This is a genomic window from Azotobacter beijerinckii, assembly GCF_900110885.1.
GTDB classification, from domain to species: Bacteria; Pseudomonadota; Gammaproteobacteria; order Pseudomonadales; family Pseudomonadaceae; genus Azotobacter; species Azotobacter beijerinckii.
On record NZ_FOFJ01000055.1, the window covers coordinates 1 to 22,563 of the forward strand.

At 66.5% G+C, this 22,563-nt stretch carries 24 protein-coding genes; 8 read left to right on the forward strand and 16 right to left on the reverse strand.

Going from position 1 to position 22,563, the window contains the following annotated elements; translation table 11 throughout:
• Positions 1–222 (reverse strand): IS66 family insertion sequence element accessory protein TnpB (tnpB, locus tag BMY22_RS18515; RefSeq protein WP_244158916.1); only part of this gene is annotated, 222 nt, incomplete at its 3' end.
• Between tnpB and BMY22_RS18520 the strand changes: the two genes are divergently transcribed.
• Both BMY22_RS18520 and BMY22_RS18525 read left to right on the forward strand, forming a co-directional pair.
• A complete protein-coding gene (locus BMY22_RS18520) occupies positions 221–640 on the forward strand; it encodes a hypothetical protein (protein ID WP_244158917.1) in 420 nt (139 codons plus the stop codon). The two genes, tnpB and BMY22_RS18520, sit on opposite strands and share 2 nt — an antisense overlap.
• 350 nt (positions 641–990) lie before the next feature.
• A complete protein-coding gene (locus BMY22_RS18525; RefSeq protein ID WP_143068546.1) occupies positions 991–1,383 on the forward strand; it encodes a hypothetical protein in 393 nt (130 codons plus the stop codon).
• 247 nt (positions 1,384–1,630) lie between these two features.
• Here BMY22_RS18525 and BMY22_RS18530 read toward each other — a convergent pair whose 3' ends face one another.
• The gene (locus BMY22_RS18530; RefSeq protein ID WP_090624519.1) at positions 1,631–1,816 is read right to left on the reverse strand and encodes a hypothetical protein; all 186 of its coding nucleotides are present in this window, start codon (positions 1,814–1,816) and stop codon (positions 1,631–1,633) included.
• A gap of 227 nt (positions 1,817–2,043) precedes the next feature.
• Between BMY22_RS18530 and BMY22_RS18535 the strand changes: the two genes are divergently transcribed.
• On the forward strand, positions 2,044–2,436 hold the full coding sequence (locus BMY22_RS18535) for a hypothetical protein (RefSeq protein WP_090624521.1): 393 nt from the start codon (positions 2,044–2,046) through the stop codon (positions 2,434–2,436).
• An 859-nt stretch (positions 2,437–3,295) separates the two neighbouring features.
• On the forward strand, positions 3,296–4,216 hold the full coding sequence (locus BMY22_RS18540; protein WP_090624522.1) for a bestrophin family protein: 921 nt from the start codon (positions 3,296–3,298) through the stop codon (positions 4,214–4,216).
• Between the two features lie 141 nt (positions 4,217–4,357).
• On the opposite strand, the gene BMY22_RS18545 is transcribed toward BMY22_RS18540, so the two are convergent.
• From BMY22_RS18545 to oscA, 5 genes are all read right to left on the reverse strand, one after another.
• Entirely contained in the window at positions 4,358–5,329 is a 972-nt protein-coding gene (locus BMY22_RS18545) for a sulfate/molybdate ABC transporter ATP-binding protein (RefSeq protein WP_090624524.1), read from the reverse strand.
• 3 nt (positions 5,330–5,332) lie between these two features.
• Positions 5,333–6,205: a sulfate ABC transporter permease subunit CysW gene (gene cysW, locus BMY22_RS18550; RefSeq protein ID WP_090624526.1), complete on the reverse strand. Its 873-nt coding sequence runs from the start codon at positions 6,203–6,205 to the stop codon at positions 5,333–5,335.
• A 10-nt stretch (positions 6,206–6,215) separates the two neighbouring features.
• Complete coding sequence (gene cysT, locus BMY22_RS18555) at positions 6,216–7,034, reverse strand: sulfate ABC transporter permease subunit CysT (RefSeq protein WP_090624528.1); 819 nt, start codon at positions 7,032–7,034, stop codon at positions 6,216–6,218.
• Positions 7,035–7,188: 154 nt separating this feature from the next.
• Positions 7,189–8,193, reverse strand: a complete 1,005-nt coding sequence (locus BMY22_RS18560) for a sulfate ABC transporter substrate-binding protein (protein WP_090624530.1) — start codon at positions 8,191–8,193, stop codon at positions 7,189–7,191.
• 175 nt (positions 8,194–8,368) lie between these two features.
• Positions 8,369–8,554, reverse strand: a complete 186-nt coding sequence (oscA, locus tag BMY22_RS18565) for a sulfur starvation response protein OscA (protein ID WP_090624532.1) — start codon at positions 8,552–8,554, stop codon at positions 8,369–8,371.
• Between the two features lie 242 nt (positions 8,555–8,796).
• Between oscA and BMY22_RS18570 the strand changes: the two genes are divergently transcribed.
• Together BMY22_RS18570 and BMY22_RS18575 are read left to right on the forward strand one after the other, a co-directional pair.
• Complete coding sequence (locus tag BMY22_RS18570) at positions 8,797–9,378, forward strand: RBBP9/YdeN family alpha/beta hydrolase (RefSeq protein ID WP_090624534.1); 582 nt, start codon at positions 8,797–8,799, stop codon at positions 9,376–9,378.
• A gap of 113 nt (positions 9,379–9,491) precedes the next feature.
• A complete protein-coding gene (locus BMY22_RS18575; RefSeq protein WP_090624536.1) occupies positions 9,492–10,409 on the forward strand; it encodes a sigma 54-interacting transcriptional regulator in 918 nt (305 codons plus the stop codon).
• Positions 10,410–10,462: 53 nt separating this feature from the next.
• Here BMY22_RS18575 and BMY22_RS18580 read toward each other — a convergent pair whose 3' ends face one another.
• Entirely contained in the window at positions 10,463–11,440 is a 978-nt protein-coding gene (locus tag BMY22_RS18580) for an aliphatic sulfonate ABC transporter substrate-binding protein (RefSeq protein WP_090624538.1), read from the reverse strand.
• A 383-nt stretch (positions 11,441–11,823) separates the two neighbouring features.
• On the opposite strand from BMY22_RS18580, the gene BMY22_RS18585 reads away from it, so the two are divergent.
• Entirely contained in the window at positions 11,824–13,161 is a 1,338-nt protein-coding gene (locus BMY22_RS18585) for an OprD family porin (RefSeq protein WP_090624540.1), read from the forward strand.
• Between the two features lie 138 nt (positions 13,162–13,299).
• Here BMY22_RS18585 and BMY22_RS18590 read toward each other — a convergent pair whose 3' ends face one another.
• From BMY22_RS18590 to BMY22_RS18620, 7 genes are all read right to left on the reverse strand, one after another.
• The gene (locus BMY22_RS18590; RefSeq protein WP_090624542.1) at positions 13,300–14,247 is read right to left on the reverse strand and encodes an aliphatic sulfonate ABC transporter substrate-binding protein; all 948 of its coding nucleotides are present in this window, start codon (positions 14,245–14,247) and stop codon (positions 13,300–13,302) included.
• Positions 14,248–14,362: 115 nt separating this feature from the next.
• On the reverse strand, positions 14,363–15,013 hold the full coding sequence (locus BMY22_RS18595; protein ID WP_090624543.1) for a methionine ABC transporter permease: 651 nt from the start codon (positions 15,011–15,013) through the stop codon (positions 14,363–14,365).
• A complete protein-coding gene (locus BMY22_RS18600) occupies positions 14,997–16,151 on the reverse strand; it encodes a methionine ABC transporter ATP-binding protein (RefSeq protein ID WP_090624545.1) in 1,155 nt (384 codons plus the stop codon). Before BMY22_RS18600 ends, BMY22_RS18595 begins: the two co-directional genes overlap by 17 nt.
• A complete protein-coding gene (locus tag BMY22_RS18605; protein ID WP_090624547.1) occupies positions 16,148–16,966 on the reverse strand; it encodes a MetQ/NlpA family ABC transporter substrate-binding protein in 819 nt (272 codons plus the stop codon). Before BMY22_RS18605 ends, BMY22_RS18600 begins: the two co-directional genes overlap by 4 nt.
• Before the next feature lie 33 nt (positions 16,967–16,999).
• Positions 17,000–18,391: an LLM class flavin-dependent oxidoreductase gene (locus BMY22_RS18610; protein WP_090624549.1), complete on the reverse strand. Its 1,392-nt coding sequence runs from the start codon at positions 18,389–18,391 to the stop codon at positions 17,000–17,002.
• Positions 18,391–19,587 (reverse strand): SfnB family sulfur acquisition oxidoreductase, encoded by a 1,197-nt coding sequence (locus tag BMY22_RS18615; RefSeq protein ID WP_090624551.1) that lies wholly within the window; start codon positions 19,585–19,587, stop codon positions 18,391–18,393. The genes BMY22_RS18610 and BMY22_RS18615 overlap by 1 nt, the downstream gene beginning before the upstream one ends.
• A gap of 7 nt (positions 19,588–19,594) precedes the next feature.
• Positions 19,595–20,848, reverse strand: coding sequence for an SfnB family sulfur acquisition oxidoreductase (locus BMY22_RS18620; protein ID WP_090624553.1), 1,254 nt, complete (start codon positions 20,846–20,848; stop codon positions 19,595–19,597).
• A gap of 540 nt (positions 20,849–21,388) precedes the next feature.
• Between BMY22_RS18620 and BMY22_RS18625 the strand changes: the two genes are divergently transcribed.
• Entirely contained in the window at positions 21,389–21,709 is a 321-nt protein-coding gene (locus BMY22_RS18625; protein WP_090624555.1) for a hypothetical protein, read from the forward strand.
• Between the two features lie 135 nt (positions 21,710–21,844).
• Here the strand turns inward: BMY22_RS18625 and BMY22_RS18630 are convergent.
• On the reverse strand, positions 21,845–22,563 hold a 719-nt coding region (locus BMY22_RS18630; protein WP_090624557.1), incomplete at its 5' end, for a tripartite tricarboxylate transporter substrate-binding protein.

The window sequence follows — 22,563 nt, forward strand, 5'->3', positions numbered from 1 at the left end:
GGCCTCCAGGCGCTTGAGCCACAGACAGAAGCCGTTGCGATGCCAGTACAGAATTTTCACTTGGTTGCGTGTGCGATTGAGGAAGACGAACAACACAGGGTCGAACACCGCGACCTTGATATCCAACTCGACCAGGGCTGCCAGGCCATTGATGGATTTACGGAAATCGACCGGCTTGGGGTAGAGGTAAACAGCTTTGACGTTGGGGGCGGGACGCATCATGCGGGGCAAGTTCCAGAAGGAATCGGGAGCTCAGCATCAGATCTCAGGGCGCGGTTTCGAAGGTAGGGTTTATGGAGCGGTTACGCTGGAAACGCCCGGCGCCGATCTGCGCATCCTGCGCCTGACCCGCCAGGAGGAAAAGCGCCTGCTCGAGCGGCTGGAAAATCTCCCCAGCCTGGACGCCCTCGAGCACATGCGGCGCCGGATGTTCGAGCAGTTGGGCATTCGTGTGGAAGTCGTCCCGGGCTTCAACGAAGTGCGGACCATGCGCGGGATCGTCATTCGCATCGATGAGTTGCCCGGCCTGTGCCGCAAAACCCGCCAGTCGATCCCGGCAGCCATTCGCCGCGGGCTGGAGAGGAGCCCGGAGGTTGCCTACAGGTTGCTCGATGCCCACGACCTTCTGCGCGATGCCTGAGGAGCCCGCGTCTGCCGAATCGGTATCCCTCGGCTCCTGCATGGGGAGCGGGGGACTGATTCCTTCGTGTGTCGATGATGGGGTGCAAGCCCCGATCTGATCGCCTTATCCTTGTAAATCAACTGTTTGGAAGTCTGCTGCGAAGAGCGCGGGCTGGCGGCGCTCTGTTGCCGACGGCCATGAGCACCCTCCTAAAGCATAATTCGTCACTTATTTTCTTGATCTATGTCAGTCAAATCGATAGTTTCTGCACCAAGGGAGACGAAATGACACAGCGCAAACAGCGCCCACCTCGTCCTGACTGAAGTTGATCGGCAACGATCGTTGGTACCGCCCTCGGAGGAACCGCCATGAAAAAGTTCGGCATTCTGGCTCTGACCATCGGCCTGTTGGCTACAGGCAGTGTCTACGCCGCTGAAATCGTCAGCGAAGTGGGCGACGAAACTTCCGGTCAGGCCACGGGCGGTATGACTGGCATGATGATGGGTTCCGTCGGCGGTCCGATCGGTGCGGTGCTCGGCGCCGGGGTTGGTGCTCTGTTCGGCGGTTCCGGTCAGAAGGTGGCCGGCGCTAGCGACCGCGCCTACGTCGTGCGTACCGACAGCGGCGAACTGAAGACGTACCGCTCGCCGAACTACGTCTTCGCCGTCGGCGACAAGGTTGTGATCTACGGCAACCGCCCGCGTCCGCTTGGCTGGACGCCCGAAATTGCCGAATCCTTTGCCTATAACGGCGTCAACTAACCGGTCGGGTGGGCAACGCTTGGGTTGCCCACCGCTGCGTCACCATCACTGATTCCCGCGACGGCCTTACACGCGCCGCGCCGTACATCCTTCCCCTGCCGCACCTGCGACCTGGTTTGCATCCTTGTTACCGAGGTGCTGCCTGCCTTTCCCCGATTCTGTCCGTCTCGCCTCCGACAGTCAGCCTTTGCCGCTGAGCTTTTGCGTTCCTGCCAGCTTCCCGGGTTCGATGTGGGGTCATCTGGATTCAGGCAAGGCTCCCGTCGTCTATGCGCCGCACGCCTGTCTGGTGCGTGTTGCCGGCGTCTTCGACGGTGTCGGTCTGGTGTTTCTCGCGTAGCGCATGGAGGCGAATGCAATCGCGGCATATGGAGAGGCCCGGCAGATGAGGGGGCTTCTTCTGACGGTCGATCGTCTTGTCCTTGTAAATCAACTGCTTGAAGGCCTGCTGCGAAGAGCGCGGTGGGAGGTGCTATTTCGCTGGGGATTAAGAGCCCCCTCCTTAAGCATAAGAAGATGCTTATTTTCTTGATCTGTGTCAGTTAAATCGTTAGTTTCCTTACCAAGGGAGACGAAGCGGCGCGGCGCAGACAGCGCTCGGCTCGTCCCAACTGGAATCGATCGGCAAAGATCGTTGACTCTGTTCTCGGGAGAACCGCCATGAAAAACTTCGGCATTCTGGCTCTGGGCATCGGCATGTTGGCTGCAAGCAGCGTTTATGCAGCTGAAATCGTCAGCGAAGTGGCGGATCAAACTTCCGGGCAGGCCACGGGTGGCATGACTGGCATGATGGTTGGCTCCGTCGGTGGCCCGATCGGTGCCCTGCTCGGTGCCGGTGTCGGCGCCCTGGTCGGTGGCGGAGCCCAGGAGGTCACCGGCCTCAGCGACCGGGCCTACATTGTGCGCACCGACAGCGGCGAACTGAAGAAGTACCGCTCGCCGAACTACGTCTTCGCCGTCGGCGACAAGGTTGTGATCCACGGCAACCGCCCGCGTCCGCTTGGCTGGACGCTCGAAACTGCCGAATCCTTTGCCTATAACGGCGTCAACTAGCAAGTAGGGTGGGCAGCGCCTGGGTTGCCCACCGCCGCGTCACCCTCACTGACTCTCCCTGGCACATGTCCAGTCGCACAACTTCCCCTCGGCGTTCTCTCACCAGCGACCACGACCGGCTCCACACCCTGGCAAGTAGGGTGGGTAGCGCTTGGCTTGTCCGTCATCACTGATTCCTGCGCCGACTTGACGCGCGCCGAGTTGCATATCTTCCCCCTGCGGCGATCACGGCTTGTCGCACTGCATCGCGTCGATGCCACCTGTCTTGGAGGGCGTTGCTGCATTTTTGCTGCATGATGATTTTTATGATTGCCATCACCGATCCAGCATCGGCTGGATGAAGGATCCATGGAGTCCAATCCACAATCCGGGCGGGGGAGGCCTGATCGTGTGAGTATGCGGCGAATCGGCTGCGCATATCGGAGAACATATTTTGTAAAAAAGTCATGCGAAAGCCTGATTGTATCTTCTTGAAAAATCCGTTCTTCCCCCGGGGAGTTGGGCGTACACAAAATGAAACCATTTGAGGGATAACTTGAATAATCCGTCATGCCGTATCGAAACTTCGGCAATGCACTCCGGGCCGCCCTGCTCCCAACGGGCTGCCAGTGGGAGTCTTGGAGTATCGAGACGGTAAAAGGCGCGGAGCGATTCGCTGTGGCGTGCCCGGCATGCTTGTCGGACCAGGTATTTCTGCATGCGCCAGGACATAAGTCGAAATGGGTATCCTTGACGCATGTCAGTCGGTTAATCATTAATAGCTCCACTCATCGGATAACCCCGAAATCCATAGGGTTGCAGTGATATCGAACCCGCGTCCGATGGTCGAAATTCAGTCACTCTCCAGCGAGATGCATACGTGTCGAACGCCTTTGTCCAAAAAAGCCGATATCTGATCAAGACCTTCACCTATGTCGGCTGGTCGCTGTTCTGGCTGTTGCTCTGGGATATCTTCATCACCGTGGACTACATGCTTCTGGTGAGTCCACGCTGGAACCTCCCCTCGATGCCCCTGACGCTGCTCGGTTCGGCGCTGGTGGTGCTGACCAGCTTCCGCAATTCCAGTGCCTACAACCGTTGGTGGGAAGCGCGGACCCTGTGGGGCACCATGACCAACAACTCGCGCAGCTACGCGCGTCAGGTGCTCGCCCTGATCGACGACGCCTATGGCATGAACCCGATCAAGGCCATTCTCCTGCGCCGCCATGTGGCCTATGTGAAGGCGCTGACGGCGCACCTGAAGGGCGAGCCCTGCGGCGAAGAGGTCCAGGCGCTGATTCCGGCCGAGGAGTTCGACCGCCGCCATCACACCAACAACTTCCCCAACGACATCCTCAACGGTTCGGCGGCCCTGCTGGCCAAGGAATACAAGGCCGGTCGTCTGGACAGCATGCGCCTGTCGCGGCTGGAGTCGACCATGGTGGTGCTCTCCGACTGCCAGGGCGGGATGGAGCGGATCGCCAACACGCCGCTGCCGTATCCCTACGTGTACTTCCCGCGCCTGTTCATCACCCTGTTCTGCCTGATCATGCCGATCGGCCTGGTGGAAACCCTGGGCTGGTACACGCCGCTGGTGTCGACGGTGGCGGGCTTCATGCTGCTGGCCATCGAACGGGTCGGCACGGATCTGCAAAGCCCCTTCCGCAACAGCGAGCACCGCATCCAGACCGAAGCCCTGTGCCACAACATCGAGCGCAACCTGGAATCGATGCTGCGCGATGCCACCGCGGAGCGCTCGCCCGAGCTGGTGCCGGTGGGCGGCGAGATGAAGCGCGTCTGAAACCCTGGCCGGGGCTCGCCACGAGATCCGCGGCACAAGGGCAGAGAAACGAACGGGCGGGTTTTCCCCGCCCGTCGCCGATGTGAAGATTCCCGAGAAAAGGCATCCCGCCCGGCCCGCGAGGCGTCCGGGCGGGGCGTTTCAGGCGCTCGCCTTCGGCTTGATGAACAGCCTTTCCCCGCGCGCCAGCCCGACCAGGCTGTCGTGATCCTTGACCACTTCCGCCTCGACCAGCTCGTCCTGGCCGTCGACCTTGAGGGTCACCCGGGTGACGGCGCCGAGCGGGCGGATGTCGCGCACTTCGGCACCGTGGTATTCGCTCACCGCCTCGCGGGACAGCGACACCTCGTGGGGACGGAACAGGATCTGCCCGTCGCCCAGCTGCAGGCGGTTGGAGTCGCCGAGGAAGTGGTAGACGAAGTCGCTGGCCGGATGCTCGTAGACCTCGCCCGGCGCGCCGATCTGCTCGATCACCCCCTTGTTCATCACCACGATGCGGTCGGCCACCTCCATGGCTTCCTCCTGGTCGTGGGTGACGAACACCGAGGTCAGGTTGATCTCCTCGTGCAGGCGTGCCAGCCAGCGGCGCAGCTCCTTGCGCACCTTGGCATCCAGCGCCCCGAAGGGCTCGTCGAGCAGCAGGATCTTCGGCGCCACCGCCAGCGCGCGGGCCAGGGCGATGCGCTGGCGCTGGCCGCCGGAGAGTTGCTCGGGATAGCGGTCGGCCAGCCAGTCGAGCTGCACCATGGCGAGCAGCTCGTGGACCTTAGCGGCGATGACCGGCTCGCTCGGCCGCTCGCGCTTGGGCTTCATGCGCAGGCCGAAGGCGACGTTGTCGAACACCGTCATGTGGCGGAACAGCGCATAGTGCTGGAACACGAAGCCGACGTTGCGGTCGCGCACGTCGTGGCCGGAAACGTCCTCGCCGTGGAAGGCGATGCTGCCGGCATCCGGGGTCTCCAGGCCGGCGATGATCCGCAGCAGGGTGGTCTTGCCGCAGCCGGAGGGGCCGAGCAGGGCGACCAGCTCGCCGCTGTGGATGTCCAGGTTGATGTCGTTGAGGGCCTGGAAGGCGCCGAAGCGCTTGCTGACGTTGCGGATTTCGATGGACATGGCTTACTCCTCGGCAGCATTGGACTTGAGGCGGGACAGGCGGGCTTCGCTCCACTGCTTGAGCAGCAGGATGACCAGCGCCAGCAGCAGCAGCAGGCTGGCGACGCTGAAGGCGGCGACGTGGTTGTACTCGTTGTAGAGAATCTCGACGTGCAGCGGCAGGGTGTTGGTGAAGCCGCGGATGTGCCCGGAAACCACCGACACCGCGCCAAACTCGCCCATGGCGCGGGCGGTGCAGAGCACCACGCCGTAGATCAGCCCCCACTTGATGTTGGGCAGGGTGACGTGCCAGAACATCTGCCAGCCGTTGGCGCCGAGCAGGCGCGCGGCTTCCTCTTCCTGGGTGCCCTGTTCCTGCATCAGCGGGATCAGCTCGCGGGCGACGAAGGGCACGGTGACGAAGATGGTCGCCAGGACGATGCCGGGCAGGGCGAAGACGATCTGGATGTCGTGCTCCGTCAGCCACTCGCCGAAGACCCCCTGGGCGCCGAACAGCAGCACGTAGATCAGGCCGGCGATCACCGGCGAGACCGAGAACGGCAGGTCGATCAGGGTCACCAGCAGGCTCTTGCCGGGGAACTCGTACTTGCTCACGCACCAGGCGGCGGCGAGGCCGAACACCAGGTTGAGCGGCACCGAGACGCCCACGGCGAGCAGGGTCAGCGTGAGGGCCGAGAGGGCATCGGGTTCCAGCAGCGCGTCGAAGAAGGTCCCGAAGCCGAGCTTGAGCGCCTCGCTCAGCACCACGTAGAGCGGCAGCAGGAGGAACACGGCGAACACCAGCCAGGCGGCACCGATCAGCAGGCGGCGGCCGAGGGCGTTGCCGCGGCGGGCGGCGTTGGCGGAGGCGGCCGCGCTCAGGGTTATGGACGACATGGCAGCCTCCTCAGGGGGTTTCGATGCGGCGCTGCAGCAGGTTGAGCGGCAGCAGCAGGGCGAAGGACACCACCAGCATCAGTACGCCGATGCTGGTGGCGCCGGTGTAGTCGTACTGGTCCAGCTTGACCATGATCAGCAGCGGCAGGATCTCGGTCTTGCCCGGCATGTTTCCGGCGATGAAGATCACCGAGCCGTACTCGCCGATACCGCGGGCGAAGGCCAGCGCAAAGCCGGTCAGCCAGGCCGGCAGGAGCGCCGGCAGCAGCACGTGGCGGAAGGTCTGCCAGGGGTTGGCGCCGAGGCAGGCGGCGGCTTCCTCGATCTCGCGGGGGATGTCTTCCAACACCGGCTGCAGGGTGCGCACCACGAAGGGCAGGGTGACGAAGGTCAGCGCCAGGGCGATGCCGAGCGGGGTGTAGGCGAGCTTCAGGCCGAATTCGCCGGCGAGCTGGCCGACCGGCCCGGCCGGCGCGTAGAGCGCGGTCAGGGCGATGCCGGCCACTGCGGTGGGCAGGGCGAACGGCAGGTCGATCATCGCGTCGATGACCTTGCGGCCGGGAAACGGGTAGCGCACCAGCACCCAGGCCAGCAGGGTGCCGATCACCCCGTTGAGCAGCGCCGCGGCGAGGGCGGTGCCGAAGCTGAGCTTGAGCGCAGCCAGCACCCGCGGGGCGGAGATCACTGCCCAGAACTCTCCCCAGCTGAGCTGGGAGGCGTGGACGAACATGGCACCCAGGGGAATCAGCACCAACAGACTGAGATACACCAGGGTGTAGCCCAGCGTCAGCCCGAAGCCGGGTATGACGGGGGATATGCGGCGGGACATTTTTTCTGCCTTGTCAGCTTGATAGGTCTCTAGGCTGAAGCGTCACGAGCGCAGCTCAGACAAGGCGAAGACCGGCGAGGGCAGCGGAGTTTACGGGCTGTAAATGAGCATGCCCGAGCCGGTCTTCAACGCAGTATGAGCAAGCGCAGTAGCTTCAGCGCACCTTGTAGATCTGGTCGAATATTCCACCGTCGTTGAAAAACTTCGGCTGGGCGGTTTTCCAGCCACCGAAATCCTTGTCGATGGTCACCAGCTTGAGGCGGGGGAACTGCTTGGCGAACTCGGCGGCGACCTTCTCGTTGCGCGGCCGGTAGAAGTTCTTCGCGGCGATGCGCTGGCCTTCCTCGCTGTACAGGTAGTTCAGGTAGGCGGTGGCCACCTCGCGGGTACCCTTCTTGTCGACGTTCCTGTCCACCACCGCCACCGGCGGTTCGGCGAGGATCGACAGCGAGGGCACGACGATCTCGAAGTTCTCTCCGCCCTGTTCCTTCAGGGCCAGGAAGGCCTCGTTCTCCCAGGCCAGCAGCACGTCGCCGATGTTGTTGTTGACGAAGGTGATGGTCGAGCCGCGCGCCCCGGTATCCAGCACTGGCACCTGCTTGTAGAGCTGTTCGACGAAGGCCTTGGCCTTCTCCTCGCTGCCGTGCTTCTGCTGCGCCCAGGCCCAGGCGGCGAGGAGGTTCCAGCGTGCGCCGCCGGAGGTCTTCGGGTTCGGGGTGATCACTTCCACGCCCGGCTTGACCAGGTCGTCCCAGTCCTTGATGCCTTTCGGGTTGCCCTTGCGCACCAGGAAGACGATGGTCGAGGTATAGGGCGTGCTGGCCTGCGGCAGGCGGCTCTGCCAGTCCTCGGGAATCAGCTTGCCGAGCCGGTACAGCTCGTCGATGTCGCCGGCCAGGGCCAGGGTCACCACGTCGGCCTTGAGTCCGTCGATCACCGCGCGGGCCTGCTTGCCCGAGCCGCCGTGGGACTGCTGGATGGTCACGGGATCATTGCCCTCGGCCTGCCAGTGCTTGTTGAAGGCGGCGTTGTACTCCTTGTACAGCTCGCGGGTCGGATCGTAGGACACGTTGAGCAGCAGGGTCTGCGCCTGGACGGCGGCGCTCAGGCTCAGGCTCAGGCCGGCCAGCGCGGCGAGGGCGAAACGACGGATGGACATGGATACGACTCCTGAATGTAGCGGGGGATGCTTTCTAGTTGTGGGGGTACGGTCGGCATTGGCGTTCGCTGGTGCAGAGGGCCGGAGCCTCGTCTGTCCAGGGGGCTTGGTGCCCGGTTTCTTCTCGTTCATGCGTACCCTCCGGTTGTCCAGTCGGGTCGTTCGCCCTGGTAAATCAGGGGGTCTTGCTGGCGTTCTGGGCCTGCAGACGGAACTTTTCCTTGCGTTCGATCTGCACGACCTGACCGTTGTGCACGGTGATTTCCACCGCGCCGAAACGCAGGTTCTTCAGGGCGGTGTGGATTTCGCGCAGGATGTTGGCTTCGTCCTGGCCTTCGAGGCTTCTGAGGGTGGCGCTCATGGCTGTGCTCTCCTTGGATGAATGTGCCGGCGAGTCCGCTGGATCGGCGGCGTGGGGCGGATAGTAGGGGGAAACCGAATATTCTTAAAAATACTATTTGGTCATTTTTATATATCTATTAGTTATTTTTGGCTGCTTTGCGGAATAAGAAAAATGAAATAAATAAATAATTTTTTATTCTTTTTTAGTATTTAAAGGGTTGTCCTAGACTGGTCTCCGTTGCCCACACGAGGAGGCCCGCAATGCCCAGCCAGACACTTCGCTACCTGATCCTGCCGGGTTGGCACGGCTCGCCCGACGAGCACTGGCAGAGCTACTGGCAGCGCACGCTACCGAACGCCGTGCGGGTCGAGCAGGCCGACTGGGAGAATCCCGATCCCTTTGGCTGGGTCGCCGCACTGGAGCGCGCAGTCGCCGCCGAGGGCCGTCCGGCGATCCTGATCGCCCACAGCCTCGGCTGCGTCGCCGTGGCGCGCTGGGCCGCCCAGGCCGCGCCGGCCTCGCTGGCGCGAGTACGGGGTGCGCTGCTGGTGGCGCCGGCGGATGTCGAGCGCCCGACCTGTCATGAGGCCCTGCGATGTTTCGCGCCGATCGCCCGCGAGCGCCTGCCGTTTCCCAGCCAACTGGTCGGCTCGGACAACGATCCGGTCGCCAGTCCGACCCGCGCCTTGGAGCTGGCCCGCGACTGGGGCTCGCTGCCGACCATCCTGCCCGGTGCCGGCCATATCAACGTGGACTCCGGACACCACCGCTGGGAGCAGGGCTTCGCCCATCTCTACCGCCTGCAGCGGCAGATCGAACGACTGGAGCGGCGCTGCGTATGACGCCCTCGTGCGCCAGGGAAAACCGGCGCCTGCCGGGGCGCCGCCTCGCCTCACCCGACAATCGCCGATAGCGCCGAGCCTGCCCGAGCTGGCGGCCCGACGAGGAGAACCCGATGAGCCGCCATCTTCCCCCCGGTCAGCCGCTGCTGACCTTCCCCGAGGCCGACAAGAGTCCGCTGAGCATCCGCGCCAAGGCGCTGGTGTTCGTCGATCCGCGTTCGCGAAAGCTGCGCGGCGAGGTGGAGCGTCTCGCCCCGGCCGGCCTGCCGGTGCTGATCCGCGGCGAAAGCGGCACCGGCAAGGAACTGCTGGCCCGGCAGATCCACCGCGAGAGCGGGCGGAGCGGCCTGTTCGTTGCGGTCAGTTGCGGCGCGCTCAGCCCGACCTGGGCCGAGGCCGAGCTGTTCGGCCATGCCGTCGGCGCCTATGTCGGCTCGGCCTGCAGCCGGGCCGGCTGGTTCGGTTCGGCCAACGGCGGCACCCTCTACCTGGACGAGATCGGCGACCTGCCGCAGAACCTGCAAGACAAGCTGCTCACCGCCCTGGAAACCCGCGAGGTGCAGCGCCTCGGCGCGCCCCAGCCGACGCCGGTGGACGTGCGCCTGGTGGCGGCCAGCAGCGTCGACCTGGCCCAGGCGGTGGCCGCCGGCAAGTTCAGCGAACGGCTCTACCGCTACCTCGACGAGGGCCGCCTGGAACTGCCGGCGCTGCGCGAGCGGCCGGGGGATATCCTGCCGCTGGCCGAGTATTTCCTCGGCGTCTATGCCCAGCGCCTGGGACTACCTCTCCCGCAGCTCGGGGCGGACGCCCAGCTCGCTCTGGAGCGCCATCCCTGGCCGGGCAACACCCGCGAGCTGGAGAGCGTCATCCACTTCGCCCTGCTGGTCTGCAGCGGAGACGAAATCCTTCCGGTCCACCTCAACCTGCCGAGCAGCGCCGCGCCGCTGGCGGTCATCGAGGAGCAACTGGCCCGGCTCGACGCCCGGGAGCTGGCGAGCCTGCAGGCGTTGCTGGCCCAGGCGGGCGTCTGACGGCGGGCGGATGAGGGATGCCCCGGTACGCAGGACGCGGCTGGGGCGGGGGATCAGCGAGCGGCGGTCTTCTGCGGCTGCCAGATGGAAACGTCGCGGGCATCGACCTTCTTCGGCAGCAGGCCCTCGGCGAAGAAGGCATCGGCGATCTTCTGCTGCTCGGCCAGGCTCTCCGCCTGCACCGGGCGCACCCGGTAGCTGCGCCGGGCGTTGGCCTGCTCGACGATCGCCGGGTCCAGGTTGCCCCACAGCGGCGCGAGAATCTTCGCGGCTTCCTGGGGATGGGCGCGCAGCCAGTCGCCGGCCTTGACCAGCTCGGCGAACACCACTTCCAGCACCTGCGGGTTTTCCTTGGCGAAACTGCTGCTGGTCAGGTAGTAGCGCTGGTAGGCGGCCAGTTTGTCGCCGTCGGCCAGGGTGCGGGTCGGCAGCTGGCGCTGGGCGCCGCTGAGGAACGGCTCCCAGGTCACCCAGGCGTCCACCTTGCCGTTCTCGAAGGCGGCGCGGCCGTCGGCCGGGGTCAGGTAGGCCGGCTGGATGTCGGAAAACTTCAGGCCGGCCTTGGCCAGCGCGGCGAGCAGCAGGTAGTGGCTGCCGGCGGCCTTGGTCACTACCACCTTCTTGCCCTTGAGATCGGCCAGGCTGCGGATCGGCGAGTCCTTGGCGACCAGGATCGCCTGCGCCGCCGGCGAGGGCGCTTCCTGGGCGAAGTAGGCGAGGCGGGCGCCGGCGGCCTGGGCGAACACCGGCACGGTGTCGGCGACGTCGGCGGAGAGGTCCAGGTTGCCGACGTTGAGCGCCTCCAGCAGCGGCTGGCCGCTGGCGAACTCGTGCCAGCTGAGGCGGATGTCCTGGGCCGCCAGGGCTTTTTCCAGGGTACCGCGGGTCTTCAGCAGGGCGATCAACGTGGAGGATTTCTGGTAGCCGATGCGCAGCTGGGTTTCCGCCTGGGCGGGCAGGACGGCGCACAGCCCCAGGGCCAGGCCGAGGCCGAGCAGGGCGCGGCGGCTGAGGGGGATGAAAGGGGGCATGACAGACCTCTTGGATGGCGCTCCGAGCCTGCGGGGCAGCGGGGCAGCGGGGCAGCGGAGCGGCAGGAACTTCTGGGGGAATGCGGAAGGTCCGGTGGTCCGGTCGATGCAAACTAAATGATCCAAAAAGCCATCTGCAAATATTTTTATGGAATTGGCTTATGCTGGTTGTTTGATGATTTTAAGTTATAACAAAGTAAAAAATAATTCTTTTTAGGGATAAATAATTTCTCTTACATTGCACGCCCAGCCGACAGCGGACTACCGCACCGAGCCCGATTTCGGGGCTCTCCAATCCACCAGCAACCTCCTCGCAGCGTTCGCCGGCCCGAGCCCCAGCCATGCATTTCAAGGATTTCTAATACGCATCTGGAGCATCGAGCATGAACAAGTCGTACCTGGCCCTGGCGGTCGTCCTCGGCGGAGCAGCCCAGCAGGCGGGCGCTGCCGGGTTCTTCGAGGACAGCAAGGCCACCCTGGGGCTGCGCAATCTCTACTTCAACCAGGACAACCGCGACGGCACCGCCGCGCCGTCCATGCAGAAGGAATGGGGCCAGGGCTTCCTCCTCGACTACAAATCCGGCTACACCCCGGGGCCGGTCGGCGTCGGCGTCGACGCCCTCGGTATGTGGGGCGTCCGTCTCGACTCCGGCAAGGGCACCCACTACAACCCGAACAGCACCAACTACAGCGGACAGCTGTTCCCCACCAACGGCGACGGTCGGGCCGTGCACCAATACGGCAGCCTGGGGCCGACCCTCAAGGTCCGCGTCTCCAAGACCGAGGCGCGCGTGGGCACCTTCCTGCCCAAGCTGCCGGTGGTGACCTACAACGACGGTCGCCTGCTGCCGCAGACCTTCGAGGGCGCGCAGTTGACCACCAACGAAATCGACAACCTGACCCTGACCGGCGGCAAGTTCGAGCACGCCAAGGGGCGCAGCTCGACCAACAGCGATAGCCTGTCCATCGCCGGCGCCAACAACGCCCAGACTGGCCAGTTCAGCAACCGGTTCTACTTCGCCGGCGCCGACTACAAGCTCGGCAAGAACCTCCTGCTGCAGTACTACTACGGCACCCTGGACGACTTCTACGAGCAGCACTTCGTCGGCTTGCAGCACGACTGGAAGCTGCCGGTGGGCCTTTTGAAGACCGACCTGCGTTACTTCAACAGCGATTCCGACGGCAAGAACGCCAGCGCCTCCGGGCGTGCCGAGGGCTACCGCAGCAGCGGCTACTGGGCGGCCGGCGACTCGCACCGGGGCGAGGTGGACAACCGGCTGTGGAGCGCCAAGTTCACCTATCTGCTGGAAGCCCACGAGCTGAGCGTCGGCGTGCAGCGACTGTCCGGCAACAGCGACTTCCCGGTGCTCAACCAGGGCGACGGCTACACCTCCTACCTGATCACCGACAGCCAGATCGGCAAGTTCCTGCGCGCCGGCGAGCGCACCTGGCGGGCCAGCTACGCCTACGATTTCGCCAAGCTCGGCGTGCCGGGCCTGAAGGCCTCGGCGATCTACCTGCACGGCGACAACATCGACACCAACGGCAGCGACACCAGCGAATGGGAGCGCGACCTGCGCCTGGACTACGTCGTGCAGGGCGGCCTGTTCAAAGGCGTCGGTTTCTCCTACCGGAATGCCACGCTGCGCAGCGAGGTGGCCTCGCAGCGCAACATCGACGAAAACCGCCTGTACATCACCTACAGCGTGCCGCTGCTCTGACGGCGGCCCGGGCGTATCCGAATACCAAAAGGCTGGGTCATCCACGACCTCTTGGCCGGTCCCGCAAGGGCCGGCCTTTTTTATTCCGACGCTGCGGCTCCCGCTCCCGTTGTCCGGTTCGCGGAGCGGGAGCACCGGTTATTGCCCGTCCGCCGGCCAGATGCGGATGTCGCGGACGTCTAGGGGCTTGGGAATGATCCCGGCGTCCCGGTACAGGTCGGCGATCCGCTGCTGCTCGACCAGCTCGTCGCGGCGCACCGGAACGACCGCATAGCTGCGATGGCCGTTGGCCTGCTCGACGGTTTCCGGCGGCAGGTTGCCCCACAGCGGCGCGAGGATCTGCGCGGCCTCGCGAGGATTGGCCTTGATCCACTGGCCGGTCTTGCGCAACTCGTCGAAGACGATCTCAAGCACCTCTGGGTGCCGTTCGGCGAAGCTGCTGGTGGCCAGGTAGAAGCGGTAATAGGCGGCGACGCCGTCGCGGCCGTCGGCCAGCACCCGCACCTTGCCGCCGCGCTCCTGGGCGGACAGGAAGGGGTCCCAGATCGACAGGGCGTCGACCGTGCCGTTGACGAAGGCCGCCAGGGCATCCGGCCCGTCCAGGTAGTGCGGCTGGATGTCGCCGATGCCGAGGCCGGCCTTCTGGAGCGCCGAGAGCAGCAGGTAGTGGCTGCCCGAGCCCTTGGTCACCGCCACCTTGCGCCCCTTGAGGTCGGCGACGCTCTGGATCGGCGAGTCCTTGGCGACCAGGATCGCCTGGGCCGACGGCGAACTGTCCTCTTTCGCATAGTAAGTCAGCGGCGCATCGGCCGCCTGGGTGAACAGCGCGAAGGCGTCGGCCACGTCGGCGTGCAGGTCGACGCTGCCGGCGTTCAGCGCGCTGAGCAGCCCGGCGGAGAACTCGTGCCACTCGATATCGAAGCCCAGCGGCTTCAGGCGCTCTTCGAGCGCTCCGTTTCGTTTCAGCAGGATCAGCAGCGTCGAGGAGCGCTGGTAGCTGATGTCCAGGGTTTCGGCCTGGGCGGTGCCCAGGCAGAAGCCTGCGGCCAGCAGCAGGCCGCAGAGATGACGCGGGATGGTTTTCATGGGGGAGTCTCGTCTGTCGAACGGCGGCGGGTGCCGCGAGGCGGGGCGACCCGGTTCGGAAGAGCCGGGGCGCGGCCCAGAGAGAGTGCGGTGAGGCTTGCCGGAACGGCCTTGGCTAGCGCCGGCTCAGGCCCCTGGCCAGGCGGTCGCCGCCGTACTGCAGCAGGCAGACCAGGGCGACCAGCACGACGATCACGGTGAGCATGGTCTGGCTGTCGAAGCGCTGGTAGCCGTAGCGGTAGGCCAGGTCGCCGAGGCCGCCGGCGCCGATGGCGCCGGCCATCGCCGAGGCGTTGATCAGCGTCACCAGGGTGATGGTGAAGCCGCCGACCAGCCCCGGACGGGCCTCCGCCAGCAGCACGTGCCAGACGATGTGCCGGCGCCGGCAGCCCATCGCCTGGGCGGCCTCGATCAGCCCGGGGTCGACCTCGCGCAGGCTGACCTCGGCGATCCGCGCGAAGAACGGCGTGGCGGCGATGGTCAGCGGCACCACCGCGGCCCAGACGCCGTAGCTGGTGCCGACCAAGAGGCGGGTGAAGGGGATCAGCGCGACCATCAGGATCAGGAAGGGCACCGAGCGGAACAGGTTGACCAGCCAGCCGACCACCCGGTTCAGCAGGGGCGCCTCGAACAGGCCGCCGCGCGAGCTGGTGACCAGCAGCACCGCCAGCGGGATGCCCAGCAGCAGGGCGAGCAGGGCGGAGGCCCCGACCATCAGCAGGGTGTCGAGCAGGGCCTGCCAGAGGCGATCAAGCAGCGGCGACATAACCCAGCACCTCCACGCCATCGGCCAGTTCCAGCGCCTGCCGGCGCAATGCTTCCGCGGCCAGCGGCGAATCCGTCACGGCCAGCAGCAGATGCCCCAGGGTGCGGCCCTGGATGCGTTCGACGCCACCCTGCAGGAGGGTCACCCGGCCGCCGAAACGCATGCCGAAACCGGCCAGGTCCGGCTCGTGTTCGCTCGCCCCGGTGTAGCGAAGCTCCATGAGCAGGCGGTCGTTGGGCTGCCGGCGGCCGTCCTGCAGCTGCGCCAGCAGGTCCTCGGGCAGTTTCTGTTGCAGCGGCGCCAGCAGCGTGCGGGTGGCCGGGTGGCGGGGTGCGCCGAACACCTGCCAGACCGGCCCCTGTTCCACCAGCTCGCCGCGCTCCAGCACCGCCACGCGGTCGCAGATCTCGCGGATCACCTCCATCTCGTGGGTGATCAGCACGACGGTCAGTTTCAGCCGCCGGTTGATCTCGCGCAGCAGGGCGAGGATCGACTGGGTGGTTTCCGGGTCGAGCGCCGAGGTGGCCTCGTCGCAGAGCAGGATCTCCGGGTCGTGGACCAGCGCGCGGGCGATGCCCACGCGCTGCTTCTGGCCGCCGGAGAGCTGCGCCGGGTAGGCGTCGCGCTTGCCCTCCAGGCCGACCAGGCGCAGCACCTCCTCGACCTTGCGCTGGCGCCGCTCGCGCGGCACCCCGGCGACCCGCAGCGGCAGTTCGACGTTCTCGCCGACGGTCTTCGCGGCGAGCAGGTTGAAATGCTGGAAGATCATGCCGATGCGCCGGCGCAGGGCGACCAGGCGGTCCGTGCCGTAGCCGGCGATGTCCTCGCCGTCGATCAGCACGCGGCCCTCGCTGGGCCGCTCCAGACGGTTGATGGTGCGCAGCAGGGACGACTTGCCGGCGCCGCTGCGGCCGATGATGCCGAAGATCTCGCCGCGGCGGACCGTCAGGTCGATGCCCTGCAGAGCGCGCACCGGGCCCTGGGCGCCGTCGTAGCGCTTGCCGAGGCCGGAAAAGCGCAGGTGGCCGTGCAGCGCATCGTTGCTGGCGGCCCGTGCGGCAGGGGCGGCGACTTCGATGTCCTGGCCGTGCGCGTCGTCGAAGTAGCGGTATTCCGAGGTCAGGCTGCTCATGCTCATTTCTCCCAGCCGGGCACGTAGAGGCCGCCGAGGGCCTTGTCGAGGGCGGCGCGCACCGCGGGCGAGTGCTGGTAGATGTCGATGAAGCGGCGCAGGCGCGGGTCGTCCTTGCCCTGCGGGCGGGTGACGAACTGGATCACGTATTCCGGGTGGTCCAGGCCGTCGAACAGCAGCGCCGAATGCGGATCGACGGCGTTGGACAGGCGGATGTAGAGGGGATAGCCCTGGGCCAGGTCGACGTCGTCGAGGGCGCGCACCAGCTGCACCGCCTCCAGTTCGATGATCTTCAGATGCTTCGGATTGGCGGTGATGTCGGCCAGGGTAGCCTTGTAGCCGACGCCCGGCTTGAGGGTGATCAGCTTGGCCTTCTCCAGCAGTTGCAGGCCGCGTCCGCCGTTGACCGGGTCGTTGGCGATGGCGACCTTGGCGCCCTCGGGCAGCTCGGCGAAGCTCTTGTACTTCTTCGAATAGAGGCCGACGTTGTTCAGCACGCCGGGCGCCACCGGCACCAAGTCGTAGCCGCCTTCCTGCTTGGCGTTCTCCAGGAAGGGGATGTGCTGGAAGTAGTTGGCGTCGATGTCGCCGTGGGCCAGGGTGGTGTTGGGGGTGATCCAGTCGCTGAATTCGACCAGATCGACCTTGAGGCCTTCCTTGGCGGCTTCGGCGGCGGCCACTTCCAGCGGTGGGGCGAAGGCGGCGGTGGTGCCGATCTTCAGGGCGTCGCTGGCGGCTAGGGTCAGGCCGGAGAAGCCGAGCAGGGCGGCGCCGGCGAAGGTCTTGAGCCAGCGGCGGCGGGAGAGGGACGGGAACGGCATGAACGATTTCCTTGTGCGGGATGGGCTGTTGATTCAGGCGCGCAGGGCGCTTTCGGCGGCGCGGGACAGGTCGCGCCAGGCCGCGCCGGGGTGGCTGGCGGGCAGGCGCGGACCGGCGGCGAAGAGTTTTTCCCGCAGGCTGCCGGCGGCGTAGGCGGTCTTGTAGAGGCCGCGGCTCTGCAGCTCGGGCACCACCAGGTCGATGAAGTCGGCGTAGCTTTCCGGGGTCACCGTGCGGGTCAGGTTGAAGCCGTCCAGGTCGGTCTGCTCGATCCAGGTGGCCAGGGCGTCGGCGACCTGCTGCGGCGAGCCGACGATGGTCGGGTAGCGACCGCCCAGAGCGTGCTGCTCCAGCAGCTTGCGCTTGGTCCAGCCGCTGCCGGCGGCGGTGAAGGTCTTGGCCACCGACTCGATGGCGTTGGTCTTCTGGTAGCGGATCGGCTCGTCAAGGCCGTAGGCGGCCAGGTCGATGCCGATCGAGCTGGACAGGTGCGCCAGGCCGGCCTCGGGGCTGGCGTAGCGCAGGTATTCGGCGTGCTTGTCGCGGGCCTCGGCCTCGCTCGGCGCGACGATCACGGTGAGGCCCATGAACAGCTTGACGGCATCCGCCGGGCGGCCGGCGGCGACGGCCTCGGCGCGCACCTGGCGCACCTGCTCGGCGACCGCCTGGGGATGCTGCCCGGTGATGAACACGCCCTCGGCGTGGCGCCCGGCGAAGCGCCGGCCGCGCGCCGAGGTGCCGGCCTGGAACAGCAGCGGGGTGCGCTGCGGCGAGGGCGAGCAGAGGTGGTAGCCCTCGACCCGGTAGAACTCGCCGCGGTGCTCGACCTTGTGCACCCGCGCCGGGTCGGCGTAGCGGCGGCCGGCGCGGTCTTCGAGCACGGCGCCGTCCTCCCAGCTGCCTTCGAAGAGCTTGTAGAGCACTTCCAGGTACTCGTCGGCCTGGTCGTAGCGGCGGTCGTGTTCCACCTGATGCTCCAGGCCCAGGGCGCGGGCGGCGCTTTCCAGGTAGCCGGTGACGATGTTCCAGCCGACTCGCCCGCGGCTCAGGTGGTCGAGGGTCGACAGGCGCCGGGCGAGCAGGTAGGGCGGCTCGTAGCTCAGGCTGGCGGTGACGCCGAAGCCCAGGTGGCGGGTCGCCCCGGCCATCGCCGAGACCAGCAGCAGCGGGTCGTGGACCGGCAGCTGGATGGCCTCGCGCAGGGTCAGCTCGACCGACTGGCGGTAGACGTCGTAGACCCCGGCGATGTCGGCGATGAACAGCCCGTCGAACAGCCCGCGCTCGAGCAGCCGGGCCAGCTCGGTCCAGTACTCCAGGGTGTTGAACTCGGTCGAGCGGTCGCGCGGGTTGGTCCACAGGCCGTGGTTGATGTGGCCCACGCTGTTCATGTTGAAGGCGTTGAGCAGGATCTGTTTGCGGCTCATCAAATGGTCCCCCGGCGCGGCGGCAGGGCGTCGTTCAGGTAGTAGTTGCCCACCGCGTGGTACTTCCAGCGCACCGGATCGTGGAGGGTGTGGGTGCGCGCGTTGCGCCAGTGGCGGTCGAGGTTGTGCTCGGCCAGGGTGGCGCGGCTGCCGCCGAGTTCGAGCAGGCGGTTGGCGGCGTCCAGGGCGACCTCGGTGGTGAGCGCGCGGGCGATCGAGGCCGCCGCGACGCTTTCCGCATCCGGTGCGGCCTGGGCGCGGTCGACGAATTCGCCGGCGCGTTCGAGCAGCGCCTCGGCGCTGTGCAGGTGGCTGGTCAGCCGGCCGAGGGTCTGCAGGGCCAGCGGGTCCTCGGCGGCGCGGCTCACCCCGGCATCGATCCATGGCCGGGCGTGGCGGCCGACGAAGCTCAGGGCGTCCTCCCAGGCGGCGCGGGCGATCCCGGCGTCGATGGCGGCATGCAGCAGCTGGGCGAGCGGGCCGACGGTGGTCGGTCGGGCGAAGGCGCTCTGGAAGGGCACCACGTCCTCGGCGGCGACCGGCACGCCGTCGAAGTTCACCGTGCCGCTGGCCGAGGTGCGCTGGCCGAAGCCGTCCCAGTCGTCGACGATCTCCAGCCCCGGCGCGCGGCGGTCGACGAAGGCCAGTTGCTGGACGCCGTCGTCGTCGATTGCCAGGGTCGGCACGCGCTGGGCGTAGAGCGCGCCGGTGGCATAGAACTTGCGCCCGTGGATGCGGTAGCCGTCGCCTTCGCGGCGCAGCCGGGTACTGCGTTCCTGGGCGGTGCGCGTGCCGATCTCGGCCAGCGCGTTGCCGAAGCGCGCGCCGGCCAGCACCTCGCCATAGAGGCGGCGGCGCTGCTCGGGGCTGCCGTTCACCCGCAGCACCTCCAGGGCGTAGAAGTGATTCTGCGGGATATGGCCGAGGGAGGCGTCGGCGCGGGCGATGCGCGCGATCACCTGGGCCAGGGTGACGTTCGACACCCCGGCGCCGCCGTAGGCACGGGGCACGGTGATGGCGCCGAGGCCGGCGCGGGAGAACAGCTCCAGCTCCTCTTCGGGCAGGCGCCGTTCGCGGTCGCGCAGGGAGGACTCGCGGACGAACCGGGCGGCCAGCTCGTCGGCGACCTGCAGGGCCTGGGCGTCGTTTTCGATCAGCGCGGCGTGGCCGCGCGGGAAACCTTGGTGGACGGACATGGCGACCTCAGATCCAGGAGTGGCGCGCCGGCTTGGCGCCGTTCAGGTGGTAGTTGCCGATCGCGTGGTACTTCCAGCGCACCGGGTCGTGCAGGGTGTGGGTGCGGGCGTTGCGCCAGTGGCGGTCGAGGTTGAACTCGGCCAGGGTGGCGCGGCTGCCGGCCAGCTCCAGGAGCTTCTCGCCGGCCAGCACCTTGGCTTCGGCCACGGCGATCGAGGCGCGGGCGGCGGACTCGGCATCGACCGGCGCGGCGTTGACCTGGTCGAGCACCCGGCCGGCGCGGCGCAGCAACGCTTCGGCGGCATGCAGGTCGATCTGCAGGCGGCCGATATCGGCGATCACGTAGGGGTCGTCCGCCGCGCGCTCGACGTTGGCGTCGATCCACGGCCGGGCGCGCTGGCGCACGAAGGCGATGGCGTCGTCCAGCGCGGCGCGGGCGATGCCGGCGTCGATGGCGGCCTGGATCAGTTGCGAGGCGGCGCCCTGGATATTCGGTTTTTCCGCCAGGCGCCAGACGTCCACCAGGTTCTCCGCGGCCACCGGCACCCGGTCGAGCAGTACCGTGCCGCTGGCGGTGGTGCGCTGGCCGAAGCCCGACCAGTCGTTGAGGATGCGCAGCCCCGGCGCGCCGCGGGGGATCAGCGCCATCACCAGGCGACCCTTGTCGTCGATGGCCTTGGCGGTGATCCAGTGGGCGAACAGCGCGCCGGTGGAATAGAACTTCTCGCCGCTCAGCCGGTAGCCGTCGCCGTCGCGGACGATCCGCGCCTGGACGTCGAGGGTATGCCGGGTGCCGCGTTCCGGCCCGGAGTTGGCGATCCGCTCGCCACGCAGCACGGCCGTGTAGAAGCGCTCCTTCTGCGCGCGGCTGCCGCTGCCCTCGAGCAGGCCGAGGATGCCGAACTGGTTCTGCGGGATCTGCCCGACCGAGGGGTCGGCGGCGGAGACCAGCCGGAACACCTCGGCGACGGTGACGAAGGACAGCCCCGGCCCGCCGTAGGCGCGGGGAATGCCGATGCCGCCCAGGCCGCTGGCGCTGAACAGGTCGACTTCGTCCCAGGGCAGCTGGCGCAGGCGGTCGCGCTGGGCGGCGCCGGCCAGCGCCTGGCGCGCCACGGCGCGGGCCGCTTCGAGGGCTTCGCCGTCGCTGCGCAACAGGCGGGCGGGGGTGAGTGGGGGGCGGCTGTCCAGGTCGCTGGACGTGGCCTCGGGCTCCGGATAATCGGCGCCTTGGGGTTGGGAAAGTAACGGACTGGTCATGCCTCACCTCGTCTTCAGGGGAAACGCCGCACGGGGCCCCGGAAGAGGAGGCACAGGAGATCGGCGCTGGAAAGCGATGCTCCGGTGGTCCGGTATTTATATCTTGATTGTAGAAATTAAAAAAATTAAATAGCGATTTGGAATATATAAATAGGCATCTGGCAGGACGCAGGTTCGAGTCTTGCCCGTAGGAGCCCGCTTGCTGGCGATGCCTTTTTTGCAGCTACGGATCGCCAGCAAGCGGGCTCCTGCCGGAAGCTGGGAGCGCCGGACCCGGGCTGGCGCCGTCGTGAATTGACATATCCTTGTAAATCAAAAAGTTGGCTGCTTCCTGTGGGGCACGCAGCTGGCAGCCTGGTTATCGGGAAGCCAGGCACACCCCCTCCTTAAGCATAAGAAGGCGCTTCTTTTCTTGATCCATGTCAGGGGTGTGGGTATTTTCTGCGTCAACGAAGACGAAGTCCTGCCAAAAGCACCGCACTGCGTCCCGATTGACCGATTTGACCCAGATCGATGGAATGTTTCCTCGAAGGACCTGCCATGAAAAAGCTCGGCACTCTGACCCTGACCCTCGTCTTGCTGGCCGCCGCTAGCGCAAATGCCGCCGAAACTGCCGAGGAAACCAAGGATCAAGTCGCCGGTGGCATGACCGGCATGATGATCGGTGCCGTTGGCGGCCCGATCGGTGCCCTGTTCGGCCCGATTGGTGCCATGTTTGGCGGCGAGTCCCGGGGGGAAAAGGTGATTCGCTCGCCGAACCGCGAATTCGCCGTCGGCGACAAGGTCGAGACCCGGGGCAGCCGGATGTACGATGCCGCTGCTTTGAGCGAGAACCGCACCGGCGGCAGCGACCGCGACTGATCTGCCCTAAAGCACGGCGTTTTCCGGCCCGGCCTTGGCGCCGGGCCTTGTTTTGTCGACCCGCGGTTCTCATCGCTATCCGGTTCGGCTACCGGATCGGCCAAGAAACTGCTGGCCGGCGGCGTAGGCCGAGCGCTACTGCTTGGCGACGGCGGACTCCCGGTCGACCAGTTCCGCAAATGTCTTCTGGATGCTGGCGTAGGCGGCGGCGCTGTCCTGCGGCGACTTGTAGGTCCAGGCCATGCCGAGCGTTTCGATCTCTTTCCGGTAGGCCGGGTCCGAGGTCACCTCGCGGGCGACCTCCGCCCACTGCTCCACGATCTCGTCGGGGGTGTCCTGGTTGAAGAACAGGGACCACAGATAGGGCGGAAAGGTGAAATCGACCCCCTGTTCCTTGTAGGTCGGCACCTCCGGTGCGTTGGGCGCCCGCTTGCCGGTCGGCTCGCCGAGCAGCACGAAGTCGCCCGACCCGAGGTAGTCCTCGGTGCCCGAATAGACCCTGGCCATCACGTCGACGGTGCCGCCGATCAGCGCGGCGAGCTTGGCGGCGTCCCCTCCGGTATCCATCAGCCTGAACGTCACGCCCTGTTCCTTCTGCAGCTTCAGGAACATGAAGTGGCTGAGGGTGCCGTACTCGGCGGTGGCCTTGAGCTTGCCCGGTTCGGCCCTGGCCCTGGCGAGCAGATCGCGGATCGACTTGATTCCCGACTTGCCGGACACATACAGCCCCAGGGTGGCGTCTTCGACGACGGCGGGGCCGACCTTGAAGCCGTCGTAGGAGTAGGGGGCCACCTTGGTCAGGTAGTTGGCGATGAGGCCCTGGTGGGTATAGAGCACCTGGTAGCCGTTGGATT

Excerpts from the sequence above, each read along its gene's own strand:
- BMY22_RS18520 (WP_244158917.1), top strand. The coding sequence starts at position 221 with ATGCGGGGCAAGTTCCAGAAGGAATCGGGAGCTCAGCATCAGATCTCA.
- BMY22_RS18525 (WP_143068546.1), top strand. The coding sequence starts at position 991 with ATGAAAAAGTTCGGCATTCTGGCTCTGACCATCGGCCTGTTGGCTACA.
- BMY22_RS18535 (WP_090624521.1), top strand. The coding sequence starts at position 2,044 with ATGAAAAACTTCGGCATTCTGGCTCTGGGCATCGGCATGTTGGCTGCA.
- BMY22_RS18545 (WP_090624524.1), bottom strand. The coding sequence starts at position 5,329 with ATGTCCATCGAAATCCGCAACGTCAGCAAGCGCTTCGGCGCCTTCCAG.
- cysW (WP_090624526.1), bottom strand. The coding sequence starts at position 6,205 with ATGTCGTCCATAACCCTGAGCGCGGCCGCCTCCGCCAACGCCGCCCGC.
- cysT (WP_090624528.1), bottom strand. The coding sequence starts at position 7,034 with ATGTCCCGCCGCATATCCCCCGTCATACCCGGCTTCGGGCTGACGCTG.
- BMY22_RS18560 (WP_090624530.1), bottom strand. The coding sequence starts at position 8,193 with ATGTCCATCCGTCGTTTCGCCCTCGCCGCGCTGGCCGGCCTGAGCCTG.
- oscA (WP_090624532.1), bottom strand. The coding sequence starts at position 8,554 with ATGAGCGCCACCCTCAGAAGCCTCGAAGGCCAGGACGAAGCCAACATC.
- BMY22_RS18570 (WP_090624534.1), top strand. The coding sequence starts at position 8,797 with ATGCCCAGCCAGACACTTCGCTACCTGATCCTGCCGGGTTGGCACGGC.
- BMY22_RS18575 (WP_090624536.1), top strand. The coding sequence starts at position 9,492 with ATGAGCCGCCATCTTCCCCCCGGTCAGCCGCTGCTGACCTTCCCCGAG.
- BMY22_RS18580 (WP_090624538.1), bottom strand. The coding sequence starts at position 11,440 with ATGCCCCCTTTCATCCCCCTCAGCCGCCGCGCCCTGCTCGGCCTCGGC.
- BMY22_RS18585 (WP_090624540.1), top strand. The coding sequence starts at position 11,824 with ATGAACAAGTCGTACCTGGCCCTGGCGGTCGTCCTCGGCGGAGCAGCC.
- BMY22_RS18590 (WP_090624542.1), bottom strand. The coding sequence starts at position 14,247 with ATGAAAACCATCCCGCGTCATCTCTGCGGCCTGCTGCTGGCCGCAGGC.
- BMY22_RS18595 (WP_090624543.1), bottom strand. The coding sequence starts at position 15,013 with ATGTCGCCGCTGCTTGATCGCCTCTGGCAGGCCCTGCTCGACACCCTG.
- BMY22_RS18600 (WP_090624545.1), bottom strand. The coding sequence starts at position 16,151 with ATGAGCATGAGCAGCCTGACCTCGGAATACCGCTACTTCGACGACGCG.
- BMY22_RS18605 (WP_090624547.1), bottom strand. The coding sequence starts at position 16,966 with ATGCCGTTCCCGTCCCTCTCCCGCCGCCGCTGGCTCAAGACCTTCGCC.
- BMY22_RS18610 (WP_090624549.1), bottom strand. The coding sequence starts at position 18,391 with ATGAGCCGCAAACAGATCCTGCTCAACGCCTTCAACATGAACAGCGTG.
- BMY22_RS18615 (WP_090624551.1), bottom strand. The coding sequence starts at position 19,587 with ATGTCCGTCCACCAAGGTTTCCCGCGCGGCCACGCCGCGCTGATCGAA.
- BMY22_RS18620 (WP_090624553.1), bottom strand. The coding sequence starts at position 20,848 with ATGACCAGTCCGTTACTTTCCCAACCCCAAGGCGCCGATTATCCGGAG.
- BMY22_RS18625 (WP_090624555.1), top strand. The coding sequence starts at position 21,389 with ATGAAAAAGCTCGGCACTCTGACCCTGACCCTCGTCTTGCTGGCCGCC.